Here is a 14,327-nt window from a genome sequence, read left to right as displayed (position 1 = left end):
CTAAAATTATAACCAAAAAGAGGAGCTAAAATGCAAAATTTATGGGATAAAAAGGCGTCAAACTACCAAAGATTTGACGGCAAGATCAGCGCTATCCAGCAGCAAATTTATGGCAAAGCCTTGGCTTGGGGGATAGACTTTAACGGCAAAGAAATTTTAGATATAGGCTGTGGCACAGGTGTTTGGACTATATTTTTATCAAAAACGGCTAAGCATATAACTGGCATCGATAGCTCAGAAAAGATGATAGAAATTTTAAACGAGGACGCAAAGAGATTTGGCGTGACAAATTTAACCAGCGAGGTTTGCTCGTGGAGAGAATTTAAGCCAGCAAGGCACTTTGATATCGCCATTTGCACGATGAGCCCGGCCATTGCGAGCGATGAAGATTTTGCTAAATTTCAAAACTGCGCCAAGCAAAAGCTCTATCTTGGCTGGGACAAGCCTAGAAGCTCAGATCTACTTGAGCCATTTTTTGAAAAATTTGGCCGCGTGCTCTCTCAAAAAAACGTCGTAGATAGGCTTGAAGCGTGGCTAAATGAGCAAGGCATCGCTTATAAGAGTCAAATTTTAAACGAAACTAGGATCGCTAGACGAAGCGTGCAAGAAGCAGCTGAAAATATCTGCTGGCACCTTGAGATAAATGGGGCTAAAAACTACGATGAAAAGGCGGTTTTAGCGATGTTAAAAGAGAGATTTGACGGCGAGTTTATAGATGAAAAGATAGACTCTCAAATGAAGCTTTTTGTCTTTTAGAGCTTAAATTTAGAGCAAATTTGCTTACCAAATTCGCTAAAAATGACACCAAAGATGATGAGCATGGCTCCAAAAATTTGCCAGATGATAAGTATCTCGCCTGCAAAAAAGTAGCCAATGAGCCCTGCAGAGACTGGCTCTAGGCAGAAAAACAAGGCCGCCTTGCTAGCGGTCGTATATCTTTGAGCGATAGTTTGCACAAAGTAGCAAAATATGGTGCCAATCACCGTCGTGATAAATATCGCTATGAAAAATTCCCTATCAAAATTTGGCACGATACTGCCCTGAAAAAGCGCAAAAACAAACGAGAGCAGGGCATTTGTGAGAAAGACCACAAAGACTAGCAGATAAAGCTCGCTCTTTCTTACAAAGTGGCCATTTAGTGTCGTGTAAAGTGCGTAAAATATGGCGCAGATCAAAGCCAAAGCCTCTCCAGCCCCAAGTGCGAGCGTGGCGCCACTTAAGAGCCAAAGCCCAAAAATAGCGACGAGTGCGCCTAAAATTGCAAAAATACTTATATTATTTTTAAAAAACACCGCCGCCATAAAAGGGACTATCACACACTCAAGCCCCGTGATAAAGGCGACGCTCGAGCTAAATGTGAGCTTTAGGGCGTAAGTTTGCGTTGCAAATGACAAAAAGAGCACCGCACCAAGGATAAGCCCGTAGATGACGCTTTTTTTGTCAAATTTCTTAGTAAATTTAAGCGCAACAAAGCCCATAAAGATAGCCGAGAGAAAAAACCGGCAAAAAAGCATGACAAAGACGCCATTTGTCTTTAGTGCGTTTGCCATGGGTAAAAACGTAGCGCCCCAAACGATGGAAACTACGATAAGAGCGATGTCAGCTCTGTTTTGAGCGCTTAAATTTCTCATTTAAATATAGAGTCTAGCACCTTTTTGCCGCTATCTAGGCTAAAGCCGCCTCTTAGCCCCTTTTCCTTCTCGCTCATCACGTTAAATAGCCCATCTAGCGTCTTTCTCGTGATGTAGGCGTTTAGATCCTCGCCATCATCTGGCACATATTCGCCAGCACCTAAATTTTTAGCTAGGCTCTTTACTGATTTTATCGTTTCGTTGTTTTTTGCTGAGTTGCCGATGAAAGAATTTAACCCATTATAGGCAGTCGCAAAGCTATTATCACTCATCATTTTCTCAATTATCGGCGTAAATACCGCCTTTAGCTTTTTGCTAGAGCTTTCCTGCAGATACTTTGTAACGCTGTCGCTACCGCCGTTAAAGAGCTTTTTGACGTCTGCCTCGCTCATATTTTTTATGCTCTCGCTAAAAATTTCAGCAGCCTTTGGCACGGCCGTGGTCGCAGCGTTGTTTATCGACTTGCTAAGGTCTTGCGCCCACTTTTCGCCGCCCACTTTTTTGGCTAAATTTGACGCCATCTCAAGGCTTTTTGGAAGCGGGATTTTAGCTGTGGCGTTGTTCATAAAGCCCTCTTTTGAAAGCTCGCTAACAGCAGCATTTAGCGCCTCACTAACTAGACTTTTGTAGTCGCCGCTTGATGCATGAGTGGCGATTTTGACACCTTTATTTATCATATCGTCCATGCTTGCGGCTTGTAAATTTAAAACAAGCGCGCCACAAAGAATAACAAGTGATCTTTTCATCTTCTCTCCTTTTTTAAATTTAAAGCAAAATCATACAAAAAATATCTAAACGCTTAAAATAAATTTAATATTTTTGCACTAAAATTCACCCTTTTTTGAGGGGAATTTATGCAGCTTTTACTTCTTAGCTTCGCTCTTAGCATGGATAGCGCAGCGCTAAATATGGCAAACGGCGCAAGGTATAAAAGTCTTGCCCTTGGCAAAATTTTATTTATAGCCTTCATGCTTGGCTTTTTTCAGTTTCTCATGCCGCTTCTTGGCTATTTTCTAGGCATTAGCTTTGCTAAATTTATAAGCTCTATCGATCACTTCATCGCATTTTTTATACTATGTTTTCTTGGTTTTAAAATGCTAAAAGAGGCCTGTAGTAGCGAGGCTGGCGACTCTTTGGGCATGGATATTAAGACCATTTTTATAGGCGCATTTGCCACGAGCATCGACGCATTTGCCGTTGGCGTCACGCTTAGCTTTGAAGCGGTTAATGTATTTGAGAGTGCGCTCATCATCGGCGTAGTCTGCTTTGTGCTAAGCCTAGCCGCCTTTTACATCGGTAAATTTATGGGTGAAATTTTAGAGAAAAAGGCGCTATTTTTGGGCGGAGCGATACTTATATTTCTAGGCTTTAAAATCCTCATCACCCACCTGTTAGAAGAGGGAGTGCTCTAAATTTCTATCTCTATGCCAACTGGGCAGTGGTCGCTGCCAGTGATCTCTGGCAAGATGAAGGCGTCTTTTAGCCTATCTTTTAGCCCCTGCGAGATAAAGAAATAATCAATCCTCCAGCCGACGTTTTTCGCCCTTGCATTAAAGCGGTAGCTCCACCATGAGTAAGCGTCCGCAACGTCGCCATTTACGGCTCTAAATGTATCTATAAAGCCGCTTTTTAGCACCTCATCTATCCACGCGCGCTCGATAGGCAAAAAGCCCGAAGTCTTGGCATTTGCCTTTGGATTTTTCAGGTCGATCTCGCGGTGAGCGGTATTTACGTCGCCGCAAAATATCACCTCTTTGCCGCTTTTTACTAGCTCTTTGCAGTAAGCTAGAAATTTCTCGTAAAAGTCCATCTTGTAAGCTAGCCTCTCGTCGTCCTTTTGGCCGTTTGGAAAGTAGATGTTAAAAAGCACGATATCGCCAAATCTATGCTCCAAAACTCGCCCCTCCGTATCGTCAAAAAAGGCCGCTTTTTGCGTTTGCACGTCAAATTTAGCCAGGCTCATCACGCCAGAATAGCCAGCCCTTGCGCCTGAATTTACACTGATATCTTTAAAGCCAAGATTGTAAATTTCTTTTGGCACGTCGTCCTCTTTGACTTTGATCTCTTGCAGTCCCAAAAAATCAGGCCTAACCTCATCAAGCCAAGCAAAGCCCTCTTTTGCCACGACTGCACGCAGCCCATTTACGTTCCAGCTAATAAGTTTCAAATTTCATCCTTTTTTTAATTATAATTATGCCAAAAATCACAAAAAGGAAAGTTATGAGAAACCAGCCAACGTATAAATTTTTTAAAAATTTTGGCTACGCAAGAGAGGGTTTGGCTGAAATTTTTAAAAACGAGAAGAGCTTTCGCATAGAAATTTGTATATTTTTGGTAGCTACGATCTCACTATTTTTTTGGAAATTTGACCTTATTTTTAACCTATTTTTGATCTTTAGCATGGCATTTGTGCTAGTTTGCGAGTGCCTAAACTCAAGCCTAGAGCGAGTGACTGATCTTGCGAGCCCAGACTATCATGCCCTAGCAAAAGCGGCAAAGGACGCTGGAAGTGCGGCCGTGATGATCGCAAATTTCTTATGTGGCGCGCTTTGGTGCGTGGCGATAGGATATAAAATTTGGGGCTAGAAAAAGAAATTTACAAAGCGCTTCTTGGCGAGAAAAAGGTAGAGATCATAAATTTACTTTGCGAGCTAAGCGATGAAAATGGCTTTATCGTGCTTAAAATTTCAGAAATTTGCGAGAAGCTAAATGTGAGCAAACCAACCGTGATAAGCACGTTTAAGCTGCTTGAAGAGAAGAAAATTTTTGAGCGGGTAAAAAACGGGGTTTATAGATTTAAAAATTTATAGTGGCAAGCAAATGCCTGCCACTACTTGTTTTAGCCTATAGTTTCAGCAGCGATCATACCAAATGTCAAGCAATCAGTTATCGCAACTGATCCTAGACGGCTGGCTCCGTGAACGCCACCTGTGATCTCGCCAGCTGCATATAAATTTGGTATAGGCATAGCTGTTTGAGAGTTCATGACTTGGGCTTTTGTGTTGATATTTAGGCCACCCATTGTGTGGTGAACTTTTGGCGTGCCACGCTCTGCGTAAAACGGCGGGACTGAGATATCAATGCCCTTTGTCGTAGTCGCAGCAACTGGTTTGCCAAAGTCCTCATCAACGCCTTTTTTGACAAATTCGTTGTATCTTGCGACTGTTTTTTTGAGCTCATCAACTGGGATCTTATACTCAGCTGCCAAAGCATCGAGTGTGTCAAATTTCTTGCAAATTCCAGCTGCGATAGCCTTTTCATAGTGAGCTGGAAGCATGTGAGGAAGGGCTCTTGAGTCGCAGAAGTTGATAGGGAAGTTTTTATCGTCTTCGCCCTTTTCGTGGATGACTTTAAACATCGCTTCAGTTCTTGTCCTGCGGTCTGCAAGCTCGTTCATATAGCGTTTGCCAGTTCTTGGATTGACTGAAATTCCAAACGGAAAAGAGCCATTTACGTTAAACATAGATCCAACGCCAAAGCCTGTCTCGTCAGCACATCCCCAAGGGCCGTATTGGATCCAGCTTGGCTGAACTGGATAAGCACCAGCTCTAAATGCCGCTAAAAGCGCGCCTGCTGTTGAGCCTGGTTGGTTTGTTGAGTCTGTCTCAGGTGTGATCCTTGGATCTTGAAGGCGTCTAAAAATTTTATCCCTACAAAAGCCACCAGCTGCTAGTACGACGCCTTTTTTGGCTTTTATATATTTTGTATCGCCACCTTTGTTTTCGACATCGTCACTCATCAAATTGCCATCAAATTTGTAGTTTTCTCTGACGATGACACCCACAACTGCGCCCTTGTCGTCAAAGACGAAATCATCAAATTTTGTCCTTTTTTTGATCGATGCGCCCTCTAACTTTTCAAATGTCGCAGTCATAGGGAGCACGATGCCAGCGCCGCTGCCGACCTCTGTTTGAAGACTTCTTGGCACTGAGTGACCGCCTGCGTGAGTGATCTGGTCGATATATTTTGCACCACAATCAAGTGTGAGTTTGTATGCATCTTGCGCTCTCTCGCCGATCTTTGCCAAAAGATCAACGTGGTTGATGCCGCGACCTGCTTTCAAACAGTCTTTGATAAACAGCTCGGTGCTATCTTTGATGCCAGCTTTCTTTTGCATGTCGCTATTTGGAACGGCAAAAATTCCGCCATTGATGACAGAGTTGCCACCTGTGCGGCCCATTTTTTCGATCAGAACGACTTTGTTGCCTTTTTTGGCTGATGTCACGCCAGCTGCAAGAGCCGCAAAGCCTGAGCCGATGATGACTACGTCATACTCCTCGTCCCATTTGACATCTTTTTCGTTCATTGGTGTGGCCATTAAATTTGTTGCGCCCATGCCTAGTGCCGTAGCACCGATAGCGCTAAATTTGACAAAATCTCTTCTAGATAAACCTGAATTTTTCATGCTCTCTCCTTTGAAGTAAGATATTCACTAACTAGATTATACGATTTTTTTATTAAAATAGCCTAATTAATTTTTTAAATTAAATTTTATTAAAGCTAAGTGCGAATAGAGCGTAGTTTGGTAATATTTATTGACACTATTTTTATCCAAATTTGACTTTGGATTGACGTAAAATAGGCATTTAAAGTAAATTTAGCATAAAGTTTAGAAATTTAAATTTTAAAATTTGCCAGAAATGAATATGAATTAAATTTTTTATAGATCAATTTTTTTAGATTTTTGGGAGGATTTTCTTTTATAGCTTAATAAAAAATATTAGTTTAAAGGAAAATCGGAGCAAATTTGCTCCGAAAATTATTTAACACCAACTATTATTTGAGTTGCTTTAATGATAGCAGTTACTTTGTCGCCTACTTTTAAAGCTAAATTTTGAACTGACTCTCTTGTGATGATAGCTGAAATTTTGCTGCCATTTGCGTCGATGATAACCTCAGCATTTACAGCGCCGTCTTTTATCTCGCTAACAACGCCTTTGATTTGGTTTGTTGCGCTAAGTTTTATGCTGTCATCTTTTGAAACGATAACGCTTGAAGCCTTGAATAAAAATATAGCTTTTTTGCCAACTTTAAGATCAAGAGCTTTCTCACTATCAACCGTAATAGTTGCTTTTAGCACCTCACCACCTGCGATTTTACCAGCTATTAGCGAATTTACCGCGCCTGTTCTTACTTCTGATATCTCAACGCTTAGTTGATTTCTTGCACTTAGTGACATATTTTTCCTTTTTATGATTTAAATTGTTTTGACATTGTAAAGTAATACTTTTAATGCAAACTTAAAATTGTTATATGAAATTTTATAATATCAAAAATTAAAATTTAAAACTTCTCAAACGCTAAAATAACGCTATTTATAAGGTCAAATTTACAAAAATAATTTAAATAATTTTTTCAAATAAATATTACTAAAATATTACCTTTACCTTATTTTTATAAAATTTGACTCTAAATTTTAAATTTAAACAAGAGAAATTTATAAATTTGAGTTTAGAAATAATAGAAGTTAGGGTGTTTAAATGCCAGCTTCAAGCATAGCTTCAGCTTGATAGTGAGTGATGAGCGGCTCTATGATCTCGTCAAATAGCCCCGCTGCCATGATAGCATCAAGGCGGTAAAGAGTTAAATTGATGCGGTGATCACTTATGCGGTTTTGTGGGTAGTTATAAGTTCTTATCCTGCCTGAGCGGTCTCCAGTGCCTACTTGGCTCTTTCGCTCACTAGTCTCTTTTGCAAGCCTCTCTTGCTCTTGCATCTCGTAAAGTCTAGCTTTTAGCACCTTCATCGCAGCTTCTTTATTCTTGTGCTGGCTCTTGCCATCTTGGTTTGTCACAACAAGTCCTGTTGGTATGTGCGTGATCCTAACGGCACTATCGGTTGTATTGACCGACTGGCCGCCGTGGCCTGAGCTTCTCATAACATCAACTCTTATATCATTTGGATTGATCTCGATCTCGCTATCTTCGACCTCTGGCATGATAGCCACAGTCACAGCCGAGGTGTGCACCCTGCCCTGACTCTCAGTCTCTGGCACACGCTGAACCCTATGTGTGCCACCTTCAAATTTTAGCCTAGAGTAAGCGCCTTTGCCCTTTATGAGCACGATGATCTCTTTAAAGCCGCCAGTGTTGCCCTCGCTTTGGCTAACGATCTCAAATTTATATCCACGAAGCTCTGCATATCTGATGTAAGCGTTAAAAAGATCTCCAACAAATAGTGCAGCCTCGTCACCACCAGTACCTGCGCGAATTTCTAAAAATATATTTTTATCATCGTTTGGATCTTTTGGGAGAAGTAAAATTTTAATCTCTTCTTCAAGCTTCTCTCTTGAAATTTCTAAATTTTTAAGCTCATCTTTTGCAAGCTCGCCAAGCTCAGAATCCTCAAGTAAGGCTTTATTCTCTTCGATGTCGTTTAGAATTTGTAGATATTTTTTTGCAGCAGTTGCGACTGGTTCGATAGATGATTGCTCTTTTGAGAGCTTTGTCATCTTTTCGATATCGTTTGCTATATTTGGATCGCTTAGAAGCGTAGAAATTTCATCATAGCGATCCAAAAATGGATGAAGTTTATCAGCAAACATTAAAATTTAATAGATTAAGCAGCTTTTAGAGTATTTACTAATTGAGCAAGGCGACTAACGCGACGAGCAGCAGTTTGTTTCTTCAAAAAGCCTCTACTTACGAAGCTGTGGATGCTTTTGTTAGCAACTTTTAAAGCTTCATTTGCAGCATTTAGATCTTTAGCTTCTACAGCTACACGCACTGCTTTTGTGATATTTTTAAGTCTAGTGCGGTAAAATCTGTTTCTCTCTGTTCTTTTTATAGTTTGTCTAGCTCTTTTTTCAGCAGATTTATGGTTTGCCATAATATACCTTTTTTGATAATTTTAGTCCGTGATTATATGAAAAATATATTTAATTGTAACTGAATTTAAGTCTGCTTTAAAACAAATAAAATTTTAGATTTTAAATTTGATAATTTCTGATAAAATAGCACCATTTTATAATAAAAAGGATAAATTGATGAAACTTTTTGGAACAGACGGAGTTCGTGGTAAGGCTGGCGAAAAGCTTTCAGCTCAAACATCTATGCGCCTTGCAATGGCTGCTGGAATTTACTTTAGAAAGACCTCAGCGACAAATGTGATTTTGGTTGGAAAAGATACTAGAAAAAGTGGCTATATGATCGAAACCGCCATCGTTGCAGGACTAACTGCAGTTGGCTACAACGTCCTTCAAATAGGCCCTATGCCAACGCCTGCGATCGCATTTTTAACAGAAAATATGCGCTGTGACGCTGGCATAATGATAAGCGCCTCACACAACCCATACTACGATAACGGCATCAAATTTTTTGACAGCTTTGGCAACAAGCTTGATGAGACGATAGAGGCCGAGATAGAAAAAATCTTCTACGACGACGAGCTCATCGCAAATGCCCAAAAGACGATGACAGAGATCGGCGCAAACAAGAGGATCGACGATGTTATCGGCAGATATATCGTCCAGATCAAAAATTCATTCCCAAAAGAGCTAAATTTAAAGAATTTACGAGTAGTTTTAGATGTGGCAAACGGAGCTGCTTATAAGGTCGCACCAACTGTATTTAGCGAGCTTGGAGCTGATGTCATCGTCATAAACAATGAGCCAAATGGTAGCAACATCAACCAAAACTGCGGCGCACTTCACCCAGAAGATCTAGCAAGCGAGGTAAAAAGGCTTCGTGCTGACATCGGCTTTGCATTTGACGGCGATGCTGATAGACTTGTCGTTGTCGATGAAAATGGCGAAGTTGTGCATGGCGACGCGATACTTGGCTCACTAGCAGCATTTTTGCACGAGCAAAAGGCGCTAAAAGGTGGAGCCATCGTGGCTACAGTAATGAGTAACGCCGCGCTTGATGACTATCTAAAAGCTCACAAGATCAAGCTACTTCGCTCAAACGTAGGCGATAAATACGTGCTTGAGATGATGAAAGAAAATGGCATAAATTTTGGTGGCGAGCAAAGCGGTCACGTCATATTTAACGACTACGCCAAGACTGGCGACGGCCTTGTTACTTCGATGCAAGTTGTAGCAATGATGCTTAAAAAAGGCAAAAAAGCTAGTGAAATTTTTGGTGAGTTAAAGCCGTATCCGCAAATTTTACTAAATTTAAAGATCACAGAGAAAAAGCCGCTTGATAAGATAGAGGGGCTAAAAGAGCTTGAGGCTAGCCTTGCAAAAGAGGGCATAAGATCGCTCTTTAGATACTCTGGCACTGAAAATTTGATCAGACTTTTGCTTGAAGGTAAAAATCAAACTTTAGTTGAAAAACGCATGGATGAAGTTGAGAAATTTTTCGTAAAAGCCCTAAATGCGTAAAAGCTTAGTTAAATTTTTCATCGCGTTTTTTCTCATTTTTATCGTTGATCAAGCGATAAAGATGATATTTATAGATGGTTTTTCGTGGGAGGGCGAGTTTTTCTCGCTAGTTCTTACATATAATAAGGGCGTTGCATTTTCGATGTTTGCCTTTTTAAATGAGTGGCTTAAATTTATCCAGATCGCCCTCATTTTAGGCGTTTTTGTCTATCTAGTCGTTGAAAAAAAACTGCTTTGCTCGCATGCCATTTGGCTTGGAGCTTTGTTAGGAGCTGGTAGCTCAAATATCACAGATAGATTTATCCATGGCGGCGTCGTGGATTATGTCTTTTGGCATAAGTGGTTTAACTTTGCAGTCTTTAACTTCGCTGATGTGATGATCGATCTTTGCGTCGTGATGATACTTTGGCAAAGTTTTAGAAAAAGGAGAGAGAGTGGGAAATAATATCTACGTCGCATACGCGCTTTGGCTACTTACTGGCTGGCTTGGAGCGCATAGAATTTACCTTGGTAAATTTATCACTGGTTTTTTGATGATGGGGTTATTTTTCGTTGGCTCATCGTTAGCTGTAATTCTAATTGGCTACTTATTTTTGGCTATTTGGGGCATTTGGTGGATAATCGATGCATTTTTGGTTGGCGCTTATGTCGAGAAAAATTTACAAAAGGCCGAGCTAAAAGAGAGAGTAAAACTAAAAGATAAAGAAGATGACTTAAAAAGGCTTTACGAGCTTTTTGAGAGTGGTGCGATCAGCAAGGCTGAATTTGAAGCTAGAAAAGAGATACTTTTTAGATAAGGAGACGTTATGGCAGAATATTATCTTTACTTAAAATACCTCCACTATTTGTTTTTCATCTCGTGGATGGCAGTGCTGTTTTATCAGCCAAGGCTCTACGTTTATCACGTAGAAAATATGGACAAGCCAGACTTTGTAAAAGTGGTTGAGGTGATGGAGTACAAGATGTATCACTACATCGGCTGGGTAGCACTCATTGGTTCATTTGTCACTGGCATTTTGATACTTATCGCGATGCCTGATCTTATAAAAACTGGTCACATCCATGTCAAAATTTTAGTTGTCATCTTAATGGCTATCTATCACCTAGACCTTGGACGCTACATGAAGCAGCTCAAAGAGAAACGCTGTAACAAAAGTGGCATCTTCTTTAGAGCTTACAACGAAGTGCCAACTATCGCGATGCTCATCATCATCTGGGTCATGATAGTAAATCCATTTTAAAGGAATTTGATGAAGAAATTTTTAGCATTTATCGCTTTGCCAGCGCTCTTGCTCGCGGCTACTCAGTATTTTGAGCCAATGCAGATAAAATTTGACAACAGACTCTACTCGCTAGTAAGCTCAGCCAAGCCTGTGCCAAATTTATTCACGCAGGAGTACTTGCTCCCTGGTGAGAAACTAGATAGTTTTAGCTATATGCTCTCGCTAAATACCCTTAAATTTGACGCTACGCCAGAGCAAGCAGTCGAGCAAAAGATAAATGATCTAAAAGAGCTAAAGGCAAAAGGGCTAAAAGTAGCTTATAAAAAGGGCTCGCTAGCAAATGAAATTTATCTTGATATCACGATATTTTCAAATTTAAATGGCACTCCAACGGCCGAGCACTCGATATATCGCTACACCAAACAAGGCGGAAATTTAGTCCTTTTTACCATTCAAAGGCGTGCTTATAAAAAAGAGGGCATTCAAAGATTTGCTACAAATTTCACGATCGAGTCGCAAGATTTTAGCAAAAAAGCCCTAGCCACACCTTTCCCACAGATCGTTAGCAAATAAAGAAATTTGAGTGTAAATTTAGCCTTTGCACTCAAATTTTAAAACCAGACTTAACAAATTTATCTAAAAATAAAACGAATAGTTATATGATAAGAAAAACTCAAAAAGGATAGCCTATGATACATAAAATTCTTATCGCAAATCGTGGTGAGATCGCAGTTAGGATAGTCAGAGCTTGTAGGGATTTACACATCCAAAGCGTAGGAATTTACACAGCGCCAGACAGCGAGTGCTTGCATGTAAGGATAGCTGATGAGGCCTATCAAGTGGGTGAAGATCCGATCAAAGGCTATCTTGACGCCAAAGCGATCGTAAAGCTCGCTAAGGAGTGTGGGGCTGATGCGATACACCCAGGATACGGCTTTTTAAGCGAAAACTACGAATTTGCAAAGGCAGTTGAGGATGCTGGGCTCATTTTCATCGGTCCAAAGGCTGAAGTCATCAAGAAAATGGGCGATAAAAACATCGCTAGATATCTGATGAAGAAAAACGGCATACCGATAGTGCCAGGTACTGAAAAGCTAAATGATGAGAGCATGGATGCCATAAAAGAGCACGCTAGGCGCATCGGCTATCCAGTCATCTTAAAAGCAAGCGGTGGTGGTGGTGGCCGCGGCATCAGGGAGGTCTGGCAAGAAGAAGATATGCAAGATGCCTTTGAGTCGTGCACCAGAGAGGCAAAAGCATACTTTAACAACGACGAAGTTTTTATGGAGAAGCTTGTCGTCAATCCTCGCCACATCGAGTTTCAAATTTTAGGCGACAACTACGGCAACATCATCCACCTTTGCGAGCGTGACTGCTCTATCCAAAGGCGCCACCAAAAGATCATCGAGATCGCACCTTGCCCATCGATCAGTGAAAATTTAAGAAAGATCATGGGTGTGACCGCAGTGGCTGCTGCAAAGGCTGTGGGCTACTCAAACGTAGGAACGATCGAGTTTTTGCTAGATGACTACAATAACTTTTACTTCATGGAGATGAATACTCGTATCCAAGTGGAGCACGGCATCACTGAAGAGATCACAGGACATGATCTTGTCGTTAGGCAGATAAGGATCGCAGCTGGTGAAATTTTAGAGATCGAGCAAAGCGACATCAAGCCGCGCGGCTACGCGATAGAAGCAAGGATCACGGCTGAGAATGTCTGGGAGAATTTCATCCCAGCACCAGGCACGATCGAGGGCTACTACCCAGCTCTTGGCCCATCTGTGCGCGTCGATAGCCACGTCTATAAGGACTACACCATACCGCCATTTTACGACTCTTTGATAGCAAAGCTGATCGTAAAAGCGACCGACTACGATCTTGCGGTAAATAAGCTTGAAAGAGCACTTGAAGAATTTACCATCGAGGGCGTGCGAACGATCATCCCATTTTTGCTAACGATCAGCAAGAGTAAGGAATTTAGAAGGGGATTTTTCGATACTAGCTACGTTGAGAAAAACTTAAAAACTATCCTTGAAAACACCTATGATGATATGAACAAAGAGCCAAACGACGACCTAGAAGAGGTAATTGTAGAGGCGATAAAAAGATATAAAAAGAAGAGATAAATTTATCTAATTGCGGCTTTGGCGATCAATTCGCCAAGGCTAAATTTCCGCGCAAACTGCGTAAATTTTAGCTCCGTCATTTGCCACAGCATAGAGCCTGCCACCGCTTACTAGCATGATCTGATCTGCACTAAGGCTAAATTTCTCAAACTCTATCTCTTCTAATAGCAAGCCATCTTTGGCGCTTATCAAAACTGGCTTATTTTTACGGTTCGCGAGCAAAATTTGACCTTTGATCCAAACAAAATGCTCCGTGCCGCTGGTTTTAAACTTAAACACCACTTCGCCACTTTTTGCATCCACGCCGTATAGATCTCCGCCCTTGCCAGCGGTGCCAAAGTAAAGCACTCCCTCACGCAGGCAAACTGGCGTATAGAGATATGCGCCAAGCTTTAGCCGCCAGATGGTTTTGCCTATCATTGCGCCCTGCTCTTTGGGCGGCACACTTGCGTTTAAATTTTCATCTTTTGCTTCGCTTTTGAACTCTGCGCTGTCCAAAATTTCTTTGCACTCCATCATAAATGGCGAACTCATTCGCACGCAAAAACCATCAAATTCATACGTTTTAGCGTCGTTATATATCTCTTTTACGGGCTCATTAGCAACGCCAAGCTCGCTCATCAGCCCGTCACTTATCTTTATAAGCTTTGCTGGGGAGTTTATGTAGCCCTTGTAGTATCTAGTATTTAGCACGAAGTAGCCATTTTCTGGGTAGCAAAGTGCGTCGCTGGCTATGAAAATTTCGCTTTGTTTGTAGGCAAGCGTTGATCTTTTATGCTCGCTAAAGTCGCGTGAAAATGTATCTAGTAGCACGTAGTTTGGCGTTAGCTTTTGAGCTATCTCTAGCTCGCTAGGCACCCCAAAAGCAAAATGCACAAATGCAATGCGCTCACCCATCTCGTAAATGCCAGTTACACCGTGCCCACGAAACTCCACGCCAGGCATATCAAGAGGATATGATCTAACCACGCTAGCTCCTTAAATTTATGGCGATTATAACCCAAATTTCAAAGCACAC

The 14,327-nt window shown here is 41.2% G+C and carries 18 protein-coding genes; 10 read left to right on the top strand and 8 right to left on the bottom strand.

Annotated elements, in window-relative coordinates; all coding sequences use genetic code 11:
• The first annotated feature begins 30 nt into the window (after positions 1-30).
• Positions 31-756: a class I SAM-dependent methyltransferase gene (locus MTT29_RS07080; RefSeq protein ID WP_429800176.1), complete on the top strand. Its 726-nt coding sequence runs from the start codon at positions 31-33 to the stop codon at positions 754-756.
• Here MTT29_RS07080 and MTT29_RS07075 read toward each other — a convergent pair.
• Together MTT29_RS07075 and MTT29_RS07070 are read right to left on the bottom strand one after the other, a co-directional pair.
• Positions 753-1,631, bottom strand: coding sequence for a DMT family transporter (locus MTT29_RS07075; RefSeq protein WP_429800175.1), 879 nt, complete (start codon positions 1,629-1,631; stop codon positions 753-755). The two genes, MTT29_RS07080 and MTT29_RS07075, sit on opposite strands and share 4 nt — an antisense overlap.
• Entirely contained in the window at positions 1,628-2,377 is a 750-nt protein-coding gene (locus tag MTT29_RS07070; protein ID WP_429800174.1) for a DUF4197 domain-containing protein, read from the bottom strand. Before MTT29_RS07070 ends, MTT29_RS07075 begins: the two co-directional genes overlap by 4 nt.
• Before the next feature lie 108 nt (positions 2,378-2,485).
• Between MTT29_RS07070 and MTT29_RS07065 the strand changes: the two genes are divergently transcribed.
• Positions 2,486-3,043, top strand: coding sequence for a manganese efflux pump MntP family protein (locus MTT29_RS07065; protein ID WP_103594475.1), 558 nt, complete (start codon positions 2,486-2,488; stop codon positions 3,041-3,043).
• Here the strand turns inward: MTT29_RS07065 and MTT29_RS07060 are convergent.
• Complete coding sequence (locus MTT29_RS07060) at positions 3,040-3,798, bottom strand: exodeoxyribonuclease III (protein ID WP_429800173.1); 759 nt, start codon at positions 3,796-3,798, stop codon at positions 3,040-3,042. The genes MTT29_RS07065 and MTT29_RS07060 overlap by 4 nt on opposite strands.
• A 53-nt stretch (positions 3,799-3,851) precedes the next feature.
• Between MTT29_RS07060 and MTT29_RS07055 the strand changes: the two genes are divergently transcribed.
• Both MTT29_RS07055 and MTT29_RS07050 read left to right on the top strand, forming a co-directional pair.
• Positions 3,852-4,217, top strand: a complete 366-nt coding sequence (locus tag MTT29_RS07055) for a diacylglycerol kinase (RefSeq protein ID WP_107855978.1) — start codon at positions 3,852-3,854, stop codon at positions 4,215-4,217.
• The gene (locus MTT29_RS07050; RefSeq protein WP_103567888.1) at positions 4,208-4,441 is read left to right on the top strand and encodes a winged helix-turn-helix domain-containing protein; all 234 of its coding nucleotides are present in this window, start codon (positions 4,208-4,210) and stop codon (positions 4,439-4,441) included. Before MTT29_RS07055 ends, MTT29_RS07050 begins: the two co-directional genes overlap by 10 nt.
• A 29-nt stretch (positions 4,442-4,470) precedes the next feature.
• Here the strand turns inward: MTT29_RS07050 and MTT29_RS07045 are convergent, their stop codons facing one another.
• The 4 genes from MTT29_RS07045 to rpsT all read right to left on the bottom strand — a co-directional run bounded on the left by MTT29_RS07045 (position 4,471) and on the right by rpsT (position 8,459).
• Positions 4,471-6,036: a flavocytochrome c gene (locus MTT29_RS07045; RefSeq protein WP_429800172.1), complete on the bottom strand. Its 1,566-nt coding sequence runs from the start codon at positions 6,034-6,036 to the stop codon at positions 4,471-4,473.
• A gap of 354 nt (positions 6,037-6,390) precedes the next feature.
• Positions 6,391-6,810 (bottom strand): TOBE domain-containing protein, encoded by a 420-nt coding sequence (locus tag MTT29_RS07040; RefSeq protein WP_103635904.1) that lies wholly within the window; start codon positions 6,808-6,810, stop codon positions 6,391-6,393.
• A gap of 297 nt (positions 6,811-7,107) precedes the next feature.
• A complete protein-coding gene (gene prfA / locus MTT29_RS07035; RefSeq protein ID WP_004317452.1) occupies positions 7,108-8,175 on the bottom strand; it encodes a peptide chain release factor 1 in 1,068 nt (355 codons plus the stop codon).
• 14 nt (positions 8,176-8,189) lie between these two features.
• Positions 8,190-8,459: a 30S ribosomal protein S20 gene (rpsT, locus tag MTT29_RS07030; RefSeq protein ID WP_004317319.1), complete on the bottom strand. Its 270-nt coding sequence runs from the start codon at positions 8,457-8,459 to the stop codon at positions 8,190-8,192.
• Positions 8,460-8,616: 157 nt separating this feature from the next.
• Between rpsT and glmM the strand changes: the two genes are divergently transcribed.
• From glmM to MTT29_RS07000, 6 genes are all read left to right on the top strand, one after another.
• Positions 8,617-9,957 carry a phosphoglucosamine mutase gene (gene glmM, locus MTT29_RS07025; RefSeq protein ID WP_004317384.1) on the top strand — a complete coding sequence of 447 codons (1,341 nt, stop codon included), beginning with the start codon at positions 8,617-8,619 and terminating at the stop codon, positions 9,955-9,957.
• Positions 9,950-10,402: a signal peptidase II gene (gene lspA, locus MTT29_RS07020; protein WP_149704811.1), complete on the top strand. Its 453-nt coding sequence runs from the start codon at positions 9,950-9,952 to the stop codon at positions 10,400-10,402. The genes glmM and lspA overlap by 8 nt, the downstream gene beginning before the upstream one ends.
• Positions 10,392-10,754, top strand: a complete 363-nt coding sequence (locus tag MTT29_RS07015) for an NINE protein (RefSeq protein WP_149704812.1) — start codon at positions 10,392-10,394, stop codon at positions 10,752-10,754. The genes lspA and MTT29_RS07015 overlap by 11 nt, the downstream gene beginning before the upstream one ends.
• 9 nt (positions 10,755-10,763) lie before the next feature.
• On the top strand, positions 10,764-11,198 hold the full coding sequence (locus MTT29_RS07010; RefSeq protein ID WP_004317437.1) for a CopD family protein: 435 nt from the start codon (positions 10,764-10,766) through the stop codon (positions 11,196-11,198).
• Between the two features lie 9 nt (positions 11,199-11,207).
• Positions 11,208-11,753, top strand: a complete 546-nt coding sequence (locus tag MTT29_RS07005) for a hypothetical protein (protein ID WP_429800171.1) — start codon at positions 11,208-11,210, stop codon at positions 11,751-11,753.
• A 116-nt stretch (positions 11,754-11,869) separates the two neighbouring features.
• Complete coding sequence (locus MTT29_RS07000; RefSeq protein WP_004317286.1) at positions 11,870-13,309, top strand: acetyl-CoA carboxylase subunit A; 1,440 nt, start codon at positions 11,870-11,872, stop codon at positions 13,307-13,309.
• Positions 13,310-13,348: 39 nt separating this feature from the next.
• On the opposite strand, the gene MTT29_RS06995 is transcribed toward MTT29_RS07000, so the two are convergent.
• Positions 13,349-14,278: a PQQ-binding-like beta-propeller repeat protein gene (locus tag MTT29_RS06995; RefSeq protein ID WP_429800170.1), complete on the bottom strand. Its 930-nt coding sequence runs from the start codon at positions 14,276-14,278 to the stop codon at positions 13,349-13,351.
• Between the last annotated feature and the right edge of the window lie 49 nt (positions 14,279-14,327).

This window comes from Campylobacter concisus, from assembly GCF_050447485.1.
In the GTDB taxonomy this organism is placed as follows: domain Bacteria; phylum Campylobacterota; class Campylobacteria; order Campylobacterales; family Campylobacteraceae; genus Campylobacter_A; species Campylobacter_A concisus_BQ.
Note: the sequence above shows the minus strand (reverse complement) of the source record. Positions and strands in the feature narration are given on the sequence as shown.